This window comes from Amycolatopsis sp. NPDC114503 (assembly GCF_055633655.1).
This window is the reverse complement of the sequence record NZ_JBVKDT010000003.1, coordinates 555,202-570,660: the sequence shown is the minus strand read 5'-3', so window position 1 is coordinate 570,660 and position 15,459 is coordinate 555,202. Positions and strand designations below refer to the sequence as shown.

The following is a 15,459-nucleotide window of genomic DNA, read 5'->3' as shown; positions in this document are numbered from 1 at the left end:
TCGGGCAACGCTAACCGCGGGACGGGCCGGAACCCGCTGTACGATGTGTCCTTTGCCGAAGATCGTTTTGTGCGAACCGCACTGGGAGGCGGCTGTGCTGACCGTGGCCGGCGTGCTCCGGTTCGAAGGGCTTGAGCTGGGCTTGCTCGCCGGACGGGCCGGACTGGGCCGGGAAGTGTCCTGGGCGCACGCGATCGAGGTCGCCGATCCGGTCCCGTGGCTGCGCGGCGGCGAGCTGGTGCTGACGATCGGGCTCGGGCTGCCCGCGGACGAACCGGGACGGCGGGCGTACGTGCGGCGACTGGCCGAGGCGGGCGCGGCCGGGCTGGGGTTCGCCGCGGAGGTGCTCGACGCGTTGCCGCCGGAGGTGCTCGAAGAAGCCGAGGCGTGCGGCTTGCCGGTGGTGGGCGTGCTGGGGACGACGCCGTTCATCGCGGTCAGCCAAGCCGTCGCGCGCTGGCACGCGGAGGCGGCGCTGCGCGCGGAACGGCACGCGATCGCGGTGCAGGAAGCGATCGCGCGGGCGGCGCTGCGCTCCGGCGACCGCGGGATCCTGGCCGAGCTGGCGAAGGGCGTCGACGGCGAGGCACTGCTGCTGGACGTCGAGGGCCGGCCGCGCGCGGCGCATCCGGCGGGGGAGCGCTCCTGGCACGGCCGGGCGCGCGACCTGGTCGCCGGGATGGCCGGGCCGGGGCAGGCGGCGGGCGCGGAAGAACACGAGGGCCGGTACCTGGTCGTGCACAGCATCGGGCTGTCCGGACATCCGCGCGGCTGGCTCGCGCTCGACTGCCCGGCGGGCGATCCGGCGCATCAGCGCCTGCTGGCCAGTCACGCGGCGGTGCTGCTGGGCATGACTTTGCTCGGCATCCGCGCACTCCGCCGCACCTTGCACGAACAGCGGGCGCGCTTGCTGGCCTCGGTCGCGGAACCGGACGAGTCGCTGATGCCGGAGCCGCCGCTGGAGGTCGCGGTTTTCGCGATGGCCGTCGACGATCCGCTCGCCGCGGTGCTCGACGCGATCGCCGACGTGGCCGGGAAAACCGACCAGGACCGGCTCTTGCTGACCCCGCGCCCGGGCGGTCTCGCGGCGGTGCTGCCCGCGGCGGCCGGCTTGGGCGCGCGGATCCGGGCCAGGGCCGCGGAACTGGCCGGCGTCCCCGTCGGCTGCGGCGCGGCCGTCGCGCCGGATGTCGCCGGGATCCCGGCCGCGATCCGCCGGGCCGCCGACGTCGTGCCCGCCGATTCGTCCTATGTGGACGCTGAACAAGCGTCGTCGTGGGGATTGCTTCGCGAGGCGTTGCGCCCGGCGGCGCTGGCCCCGTTCACCGCCGCGGTGCTCGGGCCGTTGCGCGAACACGACCGCCGCACCGGCGGCGGACTGGTGCCGACGCTGAGGTGCTACCTCGACGCGGACGGCAACCTCGAAACCGCCGCGCGGGAGCTGGGCGTGCACCGGAACACGGTGCGGAGCCGGTTGCGGACCGCGGAACGGGTGGCGCGGCGCAGGCTTGACCGGCCGCGGGATCGGCTGGAGCTGTGGCTGGCGTTGTCCGCGGAAGATCTCTGACCGGGCGCGCTACCTTCCCCGCTGAGTCGACTCCCGCAACCGCAGTTCCGGAGCCAGAAACACCGGCCCCTCGGGCGTTTCGGCCCCGGACAGTCGCGCCAGCATCAGCTCCACCGCCTGCTCGGCAAGCGCTTCGTGGGTCAGGTCCATCGCGGTGATCGGCGGGGTGCTCGTGCGGGCGTGTTCGCTGTCGGTCAGGGCGGCGAGCAGCAGATCGTCCGGAATCCGCAGGCCTTGCGCCGCGGCGGCTTCGGCGATCAGCGGGGCGAAATCGCTTGTCGCGACGACGATCGCGTCCGGCCGGTCCGGGCCGGACAGCAGCGGCTGCACCAGTTCGGGCACGTCGCGCGGGGTCAAGCCTTCGCTGAGCAAGGCGGTCCGCGGCGAAAGCGCGCGTCGTTCGCACCACGCCAGATAGGTTTCGCGCGGACGCCGGTTCCAGGCGTTGTCCTCGGTGCCGGACAGCAGAAGCACGTCGCGCGCGCCCTGGTCGTAGAGATGGTCCAGCAGCGCCTCGACCACCGGCGGATAGTCCAGCCGCACTGCCCACGGCAGGTCCGGCTGTTCCGGGTCCTCCTCGACGGTCACCACGGGAAGGCCCCGGCCGAGCAGTTCGGCCAGCGCGGTGTCGCCGCCGTAGGGGTGGGCCACGATGCAGCCGTCCATCGGGACGCTCGCGACCGCCGGGTCGTGCAGGTCGGGCACGTGGATCAGGCCGGTCTTGTGCCGCAGCATCTCGGTCGCGATCGACCCGACGAGCCGGTTGAACGTCTCGGCGCGGTCGGGCGTGCCGGCCACCGCGTAGCGCGGCCGCAGGATGAGCCCGACGAGCCCGGACCGGCCGGTGCGCAGCGACCGGGCGTTGGGGTTCGGGTCGTAGCCCAGCTCCGCGGCGGCCTCGCGCACCCGCGCCTTCGTCGCCGCCGAAATGGGCCTGCGTCCGGAAAGCGCGTGCGAAACCGTGCTGATCGAGACCCCGGCGCGCTCGGCGACCTCCCGGATCGTCACCGGCCGTCTGCCGCTCGCCGTGTCCACCGTCGTTCCCTTCGCCCTGCCTCCGGACGGCCCAGTATCGCCCACCGGCCGGCGGAGAAGGTCTTGACACCGCACCGGCGCGCGGGTTTGATGCCGCGAAAGCTCATCAAAACGTTTTGATGATGATAGGAGGCGCCATGGCCGCCCCGCACGAGCCCGCCCCGCCCACCTCCGCCGCCGCGCCCACGGTCGGCGACGTCTGCACCGGGATGCGGCTGACCAGACGGCATTGGCTGGCCGGTTCGGTGCTGTTCTTCGCGTTCGTCGTCGAGGCATGGGAACAGGTCGGGCTCGTCTACGTCTCGAACGGGATCGCGGGCGAGTTCGGGGTGGACAACACGAAACTCGGCTGGGCGTTGTCGGCGGTCGCGTTCGGCATGGTGCCCGGCGCGCTGCTGTGGGGCGGGCTGATCGACCGGCTCGGCCGCCGCCGCGTGACAGTCGCGAGCCTCCTGATCTACGCGGTGCTCGCGCTGGCCGCCGGGCTTTCGCCGGCGTTCTGGCCGTTCGTCGTGCTGCGGTTCCTGTCCGGCGTCGCGTTCGGCGGGGTCTACGCGGTCACGTTCCCGTACTTCCTCGAACTGCTGCCCACCGCCCGGCGCGGCCAAGGCGCGGTCGCGCTCAGCATCGGATTTCCGATCGGCACGCTGCTGTGCATCGGCGTGAGCCAGTCGCTGGGCATGATCAGCTGGCGCGCCGTCGCCGTGGTCGCCGCGCTGGCCGGGCTGTGGGCGTTCGCCGTGCTGCGCTGGGTGCCCGAATCGCCGTACTGGCTCGCCCGGCGCGGCCGGCACGCGGAAGCCGCGACCGTGCTGCGTGGCCTCGGCGCGGAAATTCCGGCTGACACAAGGTTTTCCGTCGAGGACGCCGACCGCGAGGCCGGTGCGGTGCGGAACCTGTTCCGGTCTCCGGTGCGGCGGCGGTTCCTGCCGTTGCTGCTCACGTCGTTCACGTTCAGCTGGGGCTATTGGGGTTTGCAGACGTGGCTGCCCGTCCTGCTGCAGAACCGCGGGCTGAGCGTGTCCGGCGCGCTGTGGTTCGTCGCGGTGACCCAGGTCGTGTCCGTCCCCGGCTACCTGCTCGCCGCGTGGCTGACCCGCCGCCACGGGCGCAAGCGGATCTTCCTGCTGTTCGCGCTCGCCTCGGCTATCGGCGGCGTGCTGTTCGGCCTCGCCACCGGTTCGGCGCAGCTGTACGCGGGCAACCTGATCCTCGCGTTCTTCTCGCTCGGCGCCTGGGGCATCTGGAACACCTGGTCGGCCGAGGTGCTGCCGACCGGGCTGCGCGGCGTCGGCTATTCCTGGTCCACCTCGGCGATCCTGCTGGCCAACACCGTTTCGGTGCCGGTGATCGGCGCGATGATGGACCACGGCGTGGCATCCTCGCTGACCGTCGCGTCGATCGTGGCCTTCCTCGTCGTCGCGCTTCTCGCCGTCCTTCCGCTGCCCGAGACCGAGGGTCGCGCGCTCACCTGATTTTCCGTTATCCGACAAGGAGTTCCCATGACCTACCGGGTCGCCATGGACATCGGCGGCACCTTCACCGACGTGGTCGTCCACGACGGCGCGACGCAGCGGCTGCGCGCGGGCAAGGTGCTCACCACCCCCGACGACCTCGCGCGCGGCGTTTTCGGCGCGCTCGAAGGATTCGACCTGCCGTTCGCGGAGATCGAGTTCTTCGTGCACGGCACCACGCAAGGCCTGAACGCGCTGCTCGAACGGCGCGGCGCGAAGGTCCTGATCCTGACCACGCGGGGGATCGGCGACGTCTACCGGATCGCGCGCGGCAACCGGAACCGGCTGTTCGACCTGCACTACCGCAAGCCCGAGCCGCTCGTCGGGCCGGAAGCCGTCGCGGAGGTGGCCGGACGTCTCGACGCCACCGGCGCGGAACTCGAACCCCTCGACGAGGACGCGGTGCGGCTCGTCGCGAAACGCGTGCGCGAAGAGGGTTTCGAGGCCGTCGCGGTGTGTTTCCTGTTCTCGTACCTGGATTCCGGGCACGAACGCCGCGCCGGCGAGCTCCTGCGCGACGAACTCGGCGACGACGCGCTGGTCGTGCTCTCCCACGAGGTCGCGCCGGAATGGCGGGAGTACGAGCGGACGTCGACCGCGGTGCTCGAGGCCTACACCGGCCCGTCGGTGCACCGTTACCTCGACCGCATCGAGGCGCGGTTCACGGAGAAGGGCCTGCACGTCCCGGTGCACGTCATGCAATCTTCCGGCGGACTGGTCAACGCCGGGTTCGCGCGGCGGCATCCGTTGCAGACGCTGCTGTCCGGACCGGTCGGCGGCACGATGGGCGGCGTCGCGGCGGCGAAGCTGCTCGGCCGTCCCGATCTGATCTGCGTGGACATGGGCGGGACCTCGTTCGACGTCTCGCTGGTGATGGACTACGCCGCCGACGTTTCGCCGGACGGCGAGGCGGAGGGATTCCCGCTGCTGATGCCGCTGGTCAACCTGCACACGGTCGGCGCGGGCGGCGGTTCGCTCGCCTACGCCGAGGGCGACGCGCTGCGCGTCGGCCCCGAATCGGCAGGCGCGGTGCCCGGCCCGGCGTGCTACGGCCGCGGCGGTACGCAGGCGACGGTCACCGACGCGAACTGCGTGCTCGGCCGCGTCGATCCCGAATCCTTCGCCGGCGGCGGCATGCCGCTCGACCTCGACGCCGCGCAGACGGCTGTCTCGACACTGGCGCAGCAGCTCAGCATGGACCCGGTCGAGCTGGCGTCCGGCATCTGCGACGTCGGCAACGCCAAGATGGCGCAGGCGATCCGCACCCTGACCGTCGAGCACGGCCGTGAACCGGGCCAATTCGCACTGCTCGCGTTCGGCGGCGCGGGACCGATGCACGCGGCGTTCATCGCGCGGGAAATCGGCATCACCGAGGTGATCGTGCCGCGATTCCCCGGCGCGTTCTCGGCGTGGGGCATGCTCGAAGCCGACGTCCGGCGGGACTTCACCATGCAGTTCTTCGCCAACGGAGCCGAACTCGACACCCGCGCCCTGCGCACGTCGCTCGACTCGCTGCGCGATCAGGCGCTGGAAGCGTTGCGGGAACAGGGAATCCCCGAGGACCGCCAGTCGGTGACGCACGGCGTCGACATGCGGTACGAGAGCCAGGACTACACCCTGACCGTGCCGATCCTGGACGACGATCCGGTCGACAGCCCGGAGTTCCTGCCCGCCGTCGAGGCGCGTTTCGCCGAGATCCACCATCAGCGCTACGGCCACGCCACTCCCGGCGCGCCGGTGCAGTTCGTCGCGCTCCGCACCACCGGCCACGGCGTCGTCGACCGCGCCGCAGCGTCTGCCGAGGCGATCGTCGAACGACCCGAGCCTGTTGTTCGCGATGTCGTTTTCGCTGGGCAGCCTGTGCCGACCACGATCGTGGCGCGCGCCTCGCTCGCCCCCGGCAGCCGGTTGTCCGGACCGGCGATCGTGCACGAGGAAACCGCCACCACGGTCGTCCCGCCGGACGCCGAACTCGCCGTCGACGACCACGGTTTCCTGGTCGTCACCCTCGCGGCCGCCGATCACCTGCAGGAGGAGCACGCGTGAGCATCAGCCCCGTCACCACCGAAATCATCCGCTCGGCGCTGATCCAGGCGGCCGAGGACATGAACATGACCCTGATCCGGTCGTCCTACACGCCGACGATCTACGAGGGCAAAGACTGCGCCGTCGCGCTGCTGGACCGGAACCACCGCGTCCTCGGCCAGTCGTCGGGGCTGCCGATTTTCCTGGGAAACCTGGAAATCTGCACGAGCCACACCGAGGACCTGTTCGGCGCCGACGTCTGGCAGCCCGGCGACGTCTGGGTGCTCAACGATTCCTACATCGGCGGCACCCACCTCAACGACTGCACGGTGTACGCGCCGATTTTCGTCGGAGACGAACTGGTCGGCTTCGCGGCTTCGCGCGCGCACTGGATCGACATGGGTTCCAAGGATCCCGGCGGTTCGATGGATTCCACGAACATCTACCAGGAGGGCCTCCGGATGGGTCCGACGCGGATCGTCGCCGGTGGTGTCGAGTGCTTGGATATTCTGCGGCTGATCGAGACGAACGTGCGGTTCCCGTACGTGACCCTCGGCGACATGCGCGCGCAGATCGCCTGTGCCCGGATGGGCGTGCGGCGCCTCGGGGAGCTGTTCGCCCGCTACGGCGCGGAAACCGTCGACGCCGCGCGCGAGCAGATCTTCGCCCAGACCGAACGGCTCGAACGCGAACGCATCGCGGCGATCCCCGACGGCGAGTACGAGGCGACCGGATACCTGGACAACGACGCGATCGACCCGGACACGCCGCTGAAGGTGCGCGTGCGGGTGGTCGTCGAAGGCGAGTCGATGACGATCGACCTCACCGACTGTGCCGACCAGGCCACCGGCCCGGTGAATTGCGGCCGCTCCCAAGCGATTTCGGCCGCGCGGGTGGGGTACAAGCTGCTGATCTCGCCGCAGGTGAGCCTCAACGGAGGTTCGTTCGCGCCGCTGGACGTGCAGGTCCGCGACGGCTCGATGCTCGGCGCGCGGGAGCCCGCCGCGTGCCAGTACTACTACTCCAGCCTCGGCATGTTGATCGACCTCGTCGTGGCCGCCCTCGCGCCCGCGATGCCGGACCGCGTCGCCGCGGCCAGCTACGGCGATTCGATGATCGTGCAGTTCGCCGGTGACCATCCGCGGACGGGGGAGCCGTTCGTGACCTTGGAGGCGACCGTCGGCGGCTGGGGCGCCTGGGAAGGCGGCGACGGGGAGACGGCGCTGATCAACAACGTCAACGGGTCGCTGCGGGACCTGCCGGTGGAGGTCGTCGAGACGCTGTATCCGGTGCGGGTGAACGAATACCGCATCCGCACGGGTTCGGGCGGTGCGGGCCGGTGGCGCGGGGGAGACGGCGTGGTCCGGGAGTACGTGATGGAGGCGGACCAGGATCTGTCGCTGTGGTGGGAACGGTCGGTGACGCCCGCTTGGGGGCTTTTCGGTGGCTCGTCGGGGGCGCCGCCGCGGGTGGTGTTGAACCCTGGCACGCCGGAGGCGCGGGAGATGTTGAAGGTGAACAGCCTCCGGGTGCGGCGAGGGGATGTGCTGCGGTGCGAGTCTGGCGGGGGAGGGGGTTACGGGACGCCCGCTGGGGCGTAACGGAAGCTGGACTCTGCGGACAGAGTGTCTACTGTGGAGCTTGGGCCAGCAGCCCGATTTCGCGCAGGTGGTCGAAAATGACCTGGTCGACCGGGGAGACCCGGCCCCGGTCGGCATAGGTCAGCCAGACGATCTCCGCGATCTCGCTGCTGGGGGCGAGGGTTCCGCGGTAGTCGGCGGTGTAGCAGGTCATCCGGACGGCGACGCCCGCGGCGTGTCCGTGGGCTTGAGCCTGGAAAGTGCCGAAATGCCGGGCACTCTCGGGCGCGATCGCGACCGCGAGTTCCTCGTCGATCTCGCGGACGAGAGTCTGGAGATCGGTCTCGCCGGGTTCGCGTTTGCCGCCGGGGAGGTAATAGGCATCCTTGCCCCGGGAGCGGGTGCTGAGAACCCGGCCCGCGTCGAGCGTGATCCAGGCGATCTTGTCGATGACGGTCAACGGGGTTCCTTTCCTGCGGGGCGTTCCTCAGATGAAGGTAGCTGGCTGCTCGATTCGATATGCTGGCAGGACAATGGAATCTCTCCCTGGCGGCCGTCGCTCGCTGGTGTTCCTTGATGTCGACGGAACGCTGCTGCCGTTTGGCGACGGCTCGAGGTGCCGACCACCCGAGGCGGGTGCTCCGCCGCTGCCGGTCGTGCGCTGGCCGGAGCCCTCCGCGGCGGAGGAACGCGAAGATCAGTGGTTCGGCGTGCACTGGAAGACCCGGGCCCTGGTCGAATGGGCGGACGGGCGTCCCTTCGTCTGGGTCGACGACGAGATCGGCGACGGGGATCAGGAGTGGGTGCGAGCCCGTCACCCCGGTCGTGCGCTGCTGCACCGCGTCGCTCCGCACCGCGGTCTCACGGAGGAGGATTTCGCCGTCATCGGCGACTGGCTGCGGTCGTTCTGAAAGCTTGCGCTCCGGTCACTCCGGGGTGCGGGCTGCTCATCCAGCCCCGGGAAGAACAGCCTCCGCCAATGCCCGACGGCACAAGGAATCCGCCCGGCGCGTCGTCTCCGGCAGCCGGTAACCCCGTGCCAGCGCCAGCGTCGCGTCGCTGGCCTCGGCCAAGCCGATCCGGTGGCCGGCCGAAACGAAGACCGGCTTGACCCCTTCCCGCGTCCGCAGCGCACGGCCGACGACCTCCGCGCCGTCGAGCAGCGGGGACCAATCGCCGCGTGCCGGGCCGGGTTGGTCGTGCGTGAAGGTGAACGGCGTCTTGGCGACCCCGGCGGTGCGGAGGCCGGTCAGCACGCCCAGGTGGCTGGCCAATCCGAGGCGGCGCGGATGGGCGATTCCGTAACCGTCGCAGAGGACCAGGTCTGGGCGGCGGCGGAGTGCGGCCAAGGCGTCCAGGACCGGCGGGAGTTCGCGGAAGGCCAGCAAGCCGGGGACGTAAGGGAAGCTGACCTGCCCGATCGCGGTCGCTTCTTCCACAGTCTCGAGCGAGGTGAAGTCGACGAGCACGGCGGCTGCGACGACCACGTCTCGTTCATCGTCGTAAGCGACATCGACGCCTGCTACCAGGGCGCCGTCGGACACGGGCGGGCCGGCCGGGTCCACCAGGGCGCGCAGGCGGTGCTGTTCGGCAAGGGCGTCGGCCTCGGTGGCGGGCCAGGCGGGCATGGAGTTCCTCGAGGAGTGGCAGGACGAGCAGGTCCTGCGGCACGATCGGATAAGGGCGAATGGTCGGCGCTGACCCTATCAGGCTCAAAAGTGTGACCGTTACTCAAAGCTAATCGTTAGTGCTACGGTACGACGGCGGCCATTGCGAGGAGAGGGAAACCATGCCCGGTACGGACCGAAGCTCCGACCGCCGTCCAGCGAGTCCGGGGCGGCGGCGGTTGCTGGCCGGGCTTCTTTCGGCTGCCGCGTTGCTGGCGGTGGGCTGTGGTCAGCCGGAAGCCGTGGCGAAGCCTCCGGCGAAACCCCCGGCGCGGAGTGCCGAAGCGCCGCTCGCGCTGGTCTACAACGGACCGCAGGGGTGCGCGGAATGCGGGCCCGCGGTGGCGGATCTGCTGCGCCGGGCGCCGCAGCATTACCGGGTCGAGTACGTCGGGCCGGGCACGGGAAAGCCGCTCACCGCGGCGGTCCTGGCGGACGCGCAGTTGTACGTCCAGCCGGGCGGCGGTCAGGATCTCGACCGGACCTGGCGGGACCTGGACGACTCCGCGGACGCGGTCCGCGACTGGGTCCGGAACGGCGGCAGCTACCTCGGCCTGTGCTTCGGCGGTTATCTCGCGGGCCACGACCCGGGGTTCGGCCTGCTGCCCGGCGACACTCACGGGTACGCGGGTTCTCCCGGCTCCACGGTTCCGGACGAGCGCGACACCGTCATCGAGGTCAGTTGGCGAGGGAAGCCGCGGCACATGTATTTCCAGGACGGGCCCGCCTTCCGGCTGGACGAAGGCTCCAACGCGACGGTGCTGGCGACCTACACCAACGGGGAGCCCGCGGTGGCCGTCACCCCGTACGGCAAGGGACGGGTCGGCGTCAGCGGGCCGCATCCGGAAGCCGACGCCTCCTGGTACGACGAGAAGGGGCTCGCCAATCCCGACGGCGTCCAACTCGATCTGGCCTACGAGCTGATCCAGGCGACCGTCTCGCGGTAAGGCAAATACCCGCGCGCGAATGTTTTTCGCGGGCGGGCAATTCCGGTGCCTAAGGCGAACTCAGGTGGGTGACTTGTGCGCCCGGCCGCGCTTTCGAGTTGTCGGCTGGGGTGCGCGTTGATTCGATGCGATCATGGTGCGCTGGGCGGGTGGGAACGGGAAAGCGGTCCGGCGGTTGGCCGTGCAGGTTCTCGTGACGGCGATCGCCGTATCGGGCGCGGTGGTCGGCGGCGCCGCTCCCGCGTCGGCCGCGACGTGGCCGGTGGAAGGCGAGCAGAGCCCGTCCGCATTCGACTGCGACCATCTTTACTACAGCAATTTCCGCTCGGGCATGCAGTTCCGCACCGACGCGGCCGGGGACGCCGAGATCCAGAACACCGTGATCAGCAAACGGTCCGGCAGCGGCCTGCCGGATTACTGGTCGACCAATATGGCGCTCGGCAAGGATCCCGACACTGGCCGTCCGGCGGCGTTCTATTCCAGTTACACGAGCGCGAACCGGAAGCTGTACAAACACGTTTCCGGAACGGACCAAGCCACCGACGAGATCGCGGCCGGCCAGCCCCGCGACCTGCCCGCCGGCGTGAACTGGGGCGGGACCGCCGCGGATCCGAACACCGGGATGCTCTTCGGCGCGCAGAACGGCGGCGCGCCGAAGCTGTTCGGGATGAACCTGGCGACCGGCGCGACGACCGTCTGGACCAGGGGCTCCAACCTCACGCCGGTGCCGTCGAACGATCCGGTTTTCCTCAGCGGCTCGCTGGTGCCGGACCTGTTCGTGGACGCTGACGGCGGCGCGTACTACGGCATTTCCTACGGCGGGTCGACCTATGTGTACCGGCTCGATCCGGCGACCGGGACCACGACGCGGGCGGTCCGCGTCGTCGGGCCGGGGTCGAGCAACGGGTTCAACAACTACGGAATGGCCTATTTCCACGGTTCGATCTACCTCGGCTATTACGGCGGCGCACTGTACAAAGTGGACCCGCGGACCGGAGCCTCGACGCTGGTGCCCGGCGGCAACGCCCAGAACAACCAGGTCGGCCGGATCACGTCCGAATCCGGCGGCTCCTGGCCGATCACCGACCTGGCCAGCTGCTCGATCGCGCCGAACCTGACCTCCCGCCTCGTCGTGCGCAAGACCGCCAGCGAGCGGGCCGCGAAGCCGGGGGACACCGTGCGGTACACGGTGACGATCACCAACGAGGGCGACGCTCCCGCTCCCGCCGCCAGCCTGACCGACGACCTGAGCGCGGTCCTCGACGACGCCGCGTACAACAACGACGCGGCCACCACGACCGGCGGCGCGCCGACCCCGACCCAGCCGAGTTACGCCGGCCGGAAGCTGACCTGGACGGGCGCGATCGCGCCGGGCGACACCGTCACCATGGCGTACTCGGTGACCGTGGGGAAACCGCCCGGCGGGGACAAAAAGCTGACCAACGTCGTGACGGTCCCGGAAAGCAACTGCGCTGAGCCGTCGAAGGATCCGGCGTGTTCGACGGTCGTGCCGATCGCCACCTTGAAGATCGCGAAGCATGCCTCGCCCGCCAACCCCAGCCCGGGGAGCGTCGTCTCGTACACGGTCACCGTGACCAACGACGGTCAAGCTGACTGGCCGGGAGCGCGCGTCACCGACGACCTGACCGACGTCCTCGACGACGCCACCTACAACAATGACGCGCGCGCAACCGGATCCGGCACGATTACCTACGACCCAGGTCGCGCGCTGCACTGGACCGGCGACGTCGCGGCGGGTGCCACAGTCACCATCACGTACACGGTGACGGTCGCCGACCCGCCGCGCGGGAACCGTCGGCTGACCAACCGGGTAGTCGGCCCGGACGGTTCGAACTGCGGCCCCGACCCCATGTGCACCACGGATGAACCGATTTCCGGCTTGGTGATTCGGAAATCGGCCTCGCCCGCCACCGCGAAGCCGGGCGACACCGTCACGTACACGATCACCGCCGAGAACATCGGCGGCGCGACGGCGTCCGCGGTCAAGCTGACCGACGATCTCGCCGGCGTGGTCGACGACGCTGCCTACGACAACAATGCCGCCGCCACGATCGGCGGCACTCCCGCGCCGACCCAGCCGGGATACGACCCGGACACAGCGAAACTGACGTGGACCGGCGACATTCCCGCCGCCCAGACCGTCACCATCCGCTACACGGCCACGGTGCACTCGCCGCCGCGCGGGGACCACAAACTGCGCAACACCGTAACCGGCCCGGAAGAATCGAACTGCCCGCCGAACAGCACGGTCTGTGCGACCGAAACCCCGGTCGGCGCGCTCGAAATCAAGAAAACCACGGACAAGACCGACGCCAAGCCCGGTGAACGAGTCGGCTACACCGTGACCGTGCGCAACACCGGCGAGGCCGCCTATCCCGGAGCGTCGTTCACCGACGATCTCTCCGGCGTGCTCGACGACGCGACGTGGAACAACGACGCGACAGCCTCGTCAGGCACCGTGTCCTTCGCCGCACCGCGGTTGCGCTGGACGGGCGATGTCCCGGCCGGTGCGACGGTGACCGTGCGCTATTCCGTCACCGTCGGCAGCCCGCCCGCCGGTGACAAACGCCTGCGCAACCTCGTCACCGGACCCGACGGTTCGACCTGCCCGCCCGGCAACACCGACCCGGACTGCGGCACCGACACCGGCATCGGCGCCCTCGAACTGTCGAAGACCGCGTCGTCCGCGACGGCTCAGCCCGGCGATAAGGTCACGTACACGGTGGTCGCCCGAAATCCAGGCACCGCAACCTATCGAGGCGCGCGTTTCACCGACGACCTGAGCCGCGTCCTGGACGACGCGACCTATAATCAGGACGCCAGCGCCACTTCGGGCACCGTCAGCTACGCCGAACCCACTTTGACGTGGACCGCCGACCTGCCCGCCGGCGCGACCGCGACGATCACCTATTCGGTCACTGTCACGCGCACCGGTGACGGCGAACTCCGCAATGCGATCACCGGCCCGCCCGACTCCAGTTGCCCGCCTGGCAGCACCGACCCGGACTGCGGGACGGTGACTCCGGTCGCTCGGCTGCACGTCAAGAAGAGCGTGACCCCGTCGAACCCGCGGCCTGGCGACACGGTGACTTATACGGTCCTGGTGGCCAATGATGGCAAGGCTGCCTATCGCGGTGCATCCGTCACCGATGACCTGACGGGTGTCCTCGATGATGCGAGCTTCAACAACGACGCTCGCGCGACCGGCGGCGCAACTGCTTATGCCGCACCGAAACTGACGTGGAACGGCGACGTCGAAGCCGGTGCGACGGTGACGATCACCTACACCGTCACCGTCCACGACCCGCCGACGGGGGACAAGCGGCTGGTCAACGCGGTCACTGGCGGCGACTGCCCACCGGGCGGTCACGATCCAGACTGCGAGACGGTTACCCCGTTGCCAGCGCTGCATGTCAAGAAGACCGCGAGCCCGGCGGAGCCTCGGCCCGGGGACACGGTCACCTATACCGTTCTGGTGACCAACGATGGCAAGGCTGCCTATCGCGATGCATCCGTCACCGATGACCTGAGTGGCGTTCTCGATGATGCGAGCTATAACAACGACGCTCGCGCGACTAGCGGCACAACTGCTTATGCCGCACCGAAATTGACGTGGAACGGCGACGTCGAAGCCGGTGCGACGGTGACGATCACCTACACCGTCACCGTGCACAACCCGCCGACCGGGGACAAGCGGCTCGTCAACGCGGTCACTGGCGGCGACTGCCCACCGGGCGGTCACGATCCAGACTGCGAGACGGTTACCCCGCTGCCCGCGCTGAAGATCACGAAGACCGCGACCCCAGCCGAAATCAAGACCGGCGACCGCGTCACCTACACGATCACCGTCGAGAACGTCGGCGAGGCTGACTACCGGGCCGCGTCGTTCATCGACAATCTCGCGGGCGTGCTCGACGACGCGACCTACAACAACGACGCCAAAGCGGACACCGGCACGGTCGCCGTCGCGCCGCCGAACCTGACGTGGACCGGGGACTTGGCCAAGGGCGCCACCGCGAAAATCACCTACTCCGTCACCGTCACCAACGCAGGCGACCACCGGCTCGTCAACACCGTCACCGGCAGCGGGTCGAACTGCCCGGAGGGCTCGACCGATCCGGACTGCCGCGTCGTGCTGCCGAAGCCGCACCTGCGGATCACCAAAACCGCCGACCCCGCGTTCGCCGAGCCCGGCGGGCGGGTCACCTACACGGTGACCGTCCGCAACATCGGCGAGGCACCGCAACCGGAAGCGTCGTTCACCGACGATCTGTCCGGCGTCCTGGACGACGCCGCGTACAACGGAGATGCGAAGGCGACCGCCGGAAGCGTCCGCTATGCCAGCCCGCGTCTACAGTGGACTGGCCCCGTGGCGGCGGGTGCACAGGTCACCATCACGTACTCGGTGACGGTCGGGGATCCGCCGCGTGGCGACAAGATCCTGCGCAACTCCGTCACGAGTCCGGACGACACGAACTGCGAGACCCGAGACCCGGTGTGCGGCACCGAAACCCCGGTGCGCGCCATGACCATCACCAAGCGAGCCGGCGTGGCGACGGCAAAACCGGGGGAGAAGGTCACCTACACCCTGGATATCGCCAACACCGGCACTGCCGCCTATCCGGACGCGGCGTTCGTCGACGACCTCGCCGACGTTCTGGACGACGCCGACTACAACCACGACGCCAAAGCCACCAGCGGCACCGTCGACCAGACCGGTTCGCGGCTGACCTGGCACGGGACACTGGCGGTCGGCCAGACCGTCACGGTCACGTACTCGATCACCGTCAAGCCCGGAGCGACTGCGGGGAGCCATCTGCGCAACGTCGTGGTTTCGCCGAACCCGGGAACCAGTTGCGTCACTGGCACCGACCCCGGCTGTTCCACGGACACTCCGGTGACTCCGCCGACTCCGGGGACACCGCCGACGGGTCCGCCGGGAACCCCGCCGCTGGCCTCGACGGGCACGCCGTTGCGGGACCTGTTGCTCGGCTCGCTGTTCAGCTTGCTCTGCGGCTTCGCGCTGCTGGTTGCCTCCCGGCGGCGCAGGCTGCGGCGCTGAAAACCGCTGGCGGGCCGGGTCGTGAAGAAGGCAGGGTTCCT

10 protein-coding genes are annotated in these 15,459 nt (G+C 69.9%); 7 read left to right on the top strand and 3 right to left on the bottom strand.

Annotation, left to right across the window (positions count from 1 at the left end; genetic code table 11):
* Positions 1–52: 52 nt before the first annotated feature.
* Complete coding sequence (locus ACZ7OI_RS15195) at positions 53–1,567, top strand: PucR family transcriptional regulator (RefSeq protein ID WP_470264792.1); 1,515 nt, start codon at positions 53–55, stop codon at positions 1,565–1,567.
* Between the two features lie 9 nt (positions 1,568–1,576).
* On the opposite strand, the gene ACZ7OI_RS15190 is transcribed toward ACZ7OI_RS15195, so the two are convergent.
* A complete protein-coding gene (locus tag ACZ7OI_RS15190; protein WP_470264791.1) occupies positions 1,577–2,602 on the bottom strand; it encodes a LacI family DNA-binding transcriptional regulator in 1,026 nt (341 codons plus the stop codon).
* A 137-nt stretch (positions 2,603–2,739) separates the two neighbouring features.
* Here ACZ7OI_RS15190 and ACZ7OI_RS15185 point away from each other — a divergent pair, with 137 nt between their 5' ends.
* Genes ACZ7OI_RS15185 through ACZ7OI_RS15175 form a run of 3 tightly spaced genes read left to right on the top strand, consistent with a single transcriptional unit; the run spans position 2,740 to position 7,742 of the window.
* Entirely contained in the window at positions 2,740–4,077 is a 1,338-nt protein-coding gene (locus ACZ7OI_RS15185; RefSeq protein ID WP_470264790.1) for an MFS transporter, read from the top strand.
* A gap of 27 nt (positions 4,078–4,104) precedes the next feature.
* The gene (locus tag ACZ7OI_RS15180; protein WP_470264789.1) at positions 4,105–6,162 is read left to right on the top strand and encodes a hydantoinase/oxoprolinase family protein; all 2,058 of its coding nucleotides are present in this window, start codon (positions 4,105–4,107) and stop codon (positions 6,160–6,162) included.
* Positions 6,159–7,742 (top strand): hydantoinase B/oxoprolinase family protein, encoded by a 1,584-nt coding sequence (locus ACZ7OI_RS15175; protein ID WP_470264788.1) that lies wholly within the window; start codon positions 6,159–6,161, stop codon positions 7,740–7,742. Before ACZ7OI_RS15180 ends, ACZ7OI_RS15175 begins: the two co-directional genes overlap by 4 nt.
* A gap of 28 nt (positions 7,743–7,770) precedes the next feature.
* Here ACZ7OI_RS15175 and ACZ7OI_RS15170 read toward each other — a convergent pair whose 3' ends face one another.
* Positions 7,771–8,181 carry an NUDIX hydrolase gene (locus ACZ7OI_RS15170; protein WP_470264787.1) on the bottom strand — a complete coding sequence of 137 codons (411 nt, stop codon included), beginning with the start codon at positions 8,179–8,181 and terminating at the stop codon, positions 7,771–7,773.
* A 73-nt stretch (positions 8,182–8,254) separates the two neighbouring features.
* Here ACZ7OI_RS15170 and ACZ7OI_RS15165 point away from each other — a divergent pair, with 73 nt between their 5' ends.
* Positions 8,255–8,632, top strand: a complete 378-nt coding sequence (locus tag ACZ7OI_RS15165) for a hypothetical protein (protein WP_470264786.1) — start codon at positions 8,255–8,257, stop codon at positions 8,630–8,632.
* Between the two features lie 36 nt (positions 8,633–8,668).
* Here the strand turns inward: ACZ7OI_RS15165 and ACZ7OI_RS15160 are convergent, their stop codons facing one another.
* On the bottom strand, positions 8,669–9,349 hold the full coding sequence (locus ACZ7OI_RS15160; RefSeq protein ID WP_470264785.1) for an endonuclease V: 681 nt from the start codon (positions 9,347–9,349) through the stop codon (positions 8,669–8,671).
* Positions 9,350–9,510: 161 nt separating this feature from the next.
* Here ACZ7OI_RS15160 and ACZ7OI_RS15155 point away from each other — a divergent pair, with 161 nt between their 5' ends.
* Positions 9,511–10,335, top strand: a complete 825-nt coding sequence (locus ACZ7OI_RS15155; RefSeq protein WP_470264784.1) for a BPL-N domain-containing protein — start codon at positions 9,511–9,513, stop codon at positions 10,333–10,335.
* 133 nt (positions 10,336–10,468) lie between these two features.
* Positions 10,469–15,418, top strand: a complete 4,950-nt coding sequence (locus ACZ7OI_RS15150) for a DUF7927 domain-containing protein (RefSeq protein WP_470264783.1) — start codon at positions 10,469–10,471, stop codon at positions 15,416–15,418.
* Positions 15,419–15,459: the final 41 nt, after the last annotated feature.

What these genes read in the sequence shown, in the direction of transcription:
- ACZ7OI_RS15155 (WP_470264784.1), top strand. Translation starts at nt 9,511, where the DNA reads ATGCCCGGTACGGACCGAAGCTCCGACCGCCGTCCAGCGAGTCCGGGG.
- ACZ7OI_RS15150 (WP_470264783.1), top strand. Translation starts at nt 10,469, where the DNA reads ATGGTGCGCTGGGCGGGTGGGAACGGGAAAGCGGTCCGGCGGTTGGCC.
- ACZ7OI_RS15160 (WP_470264785.1), bottom strand. Translation starts at nt 9,349, where the DNA reads ATGCCCGCCTGGCCCGCCACCGAGGCCGACGCCCTTGCCGAACAGCAC.
- ACZ7OI_RS15165 (WP_470264786.1), top strand. Translation starts at nt 8,255, where the DNA reads ATGGAATCTCTCCCTGGCGGCCGTCGCTCGCTGGTGTTCCTTGATGTC.
- ACZ7OI_RS15180 (WP_470264789.1), top strand. Translation starts at nt 4,105, where the DNA reads ATGACCTACCGGGTCGCCATGGACATCGGCGGCACCTTCACCGACGTG.
- ACZ7OI_RS15185 (WP_470264790.1), top strand. Translation starts at nt 2,740, where the DNA reads ATGGCCGCCCCGCACGAGCCCGCCCCGCCCACCTCCGCCGCCGCGCCC.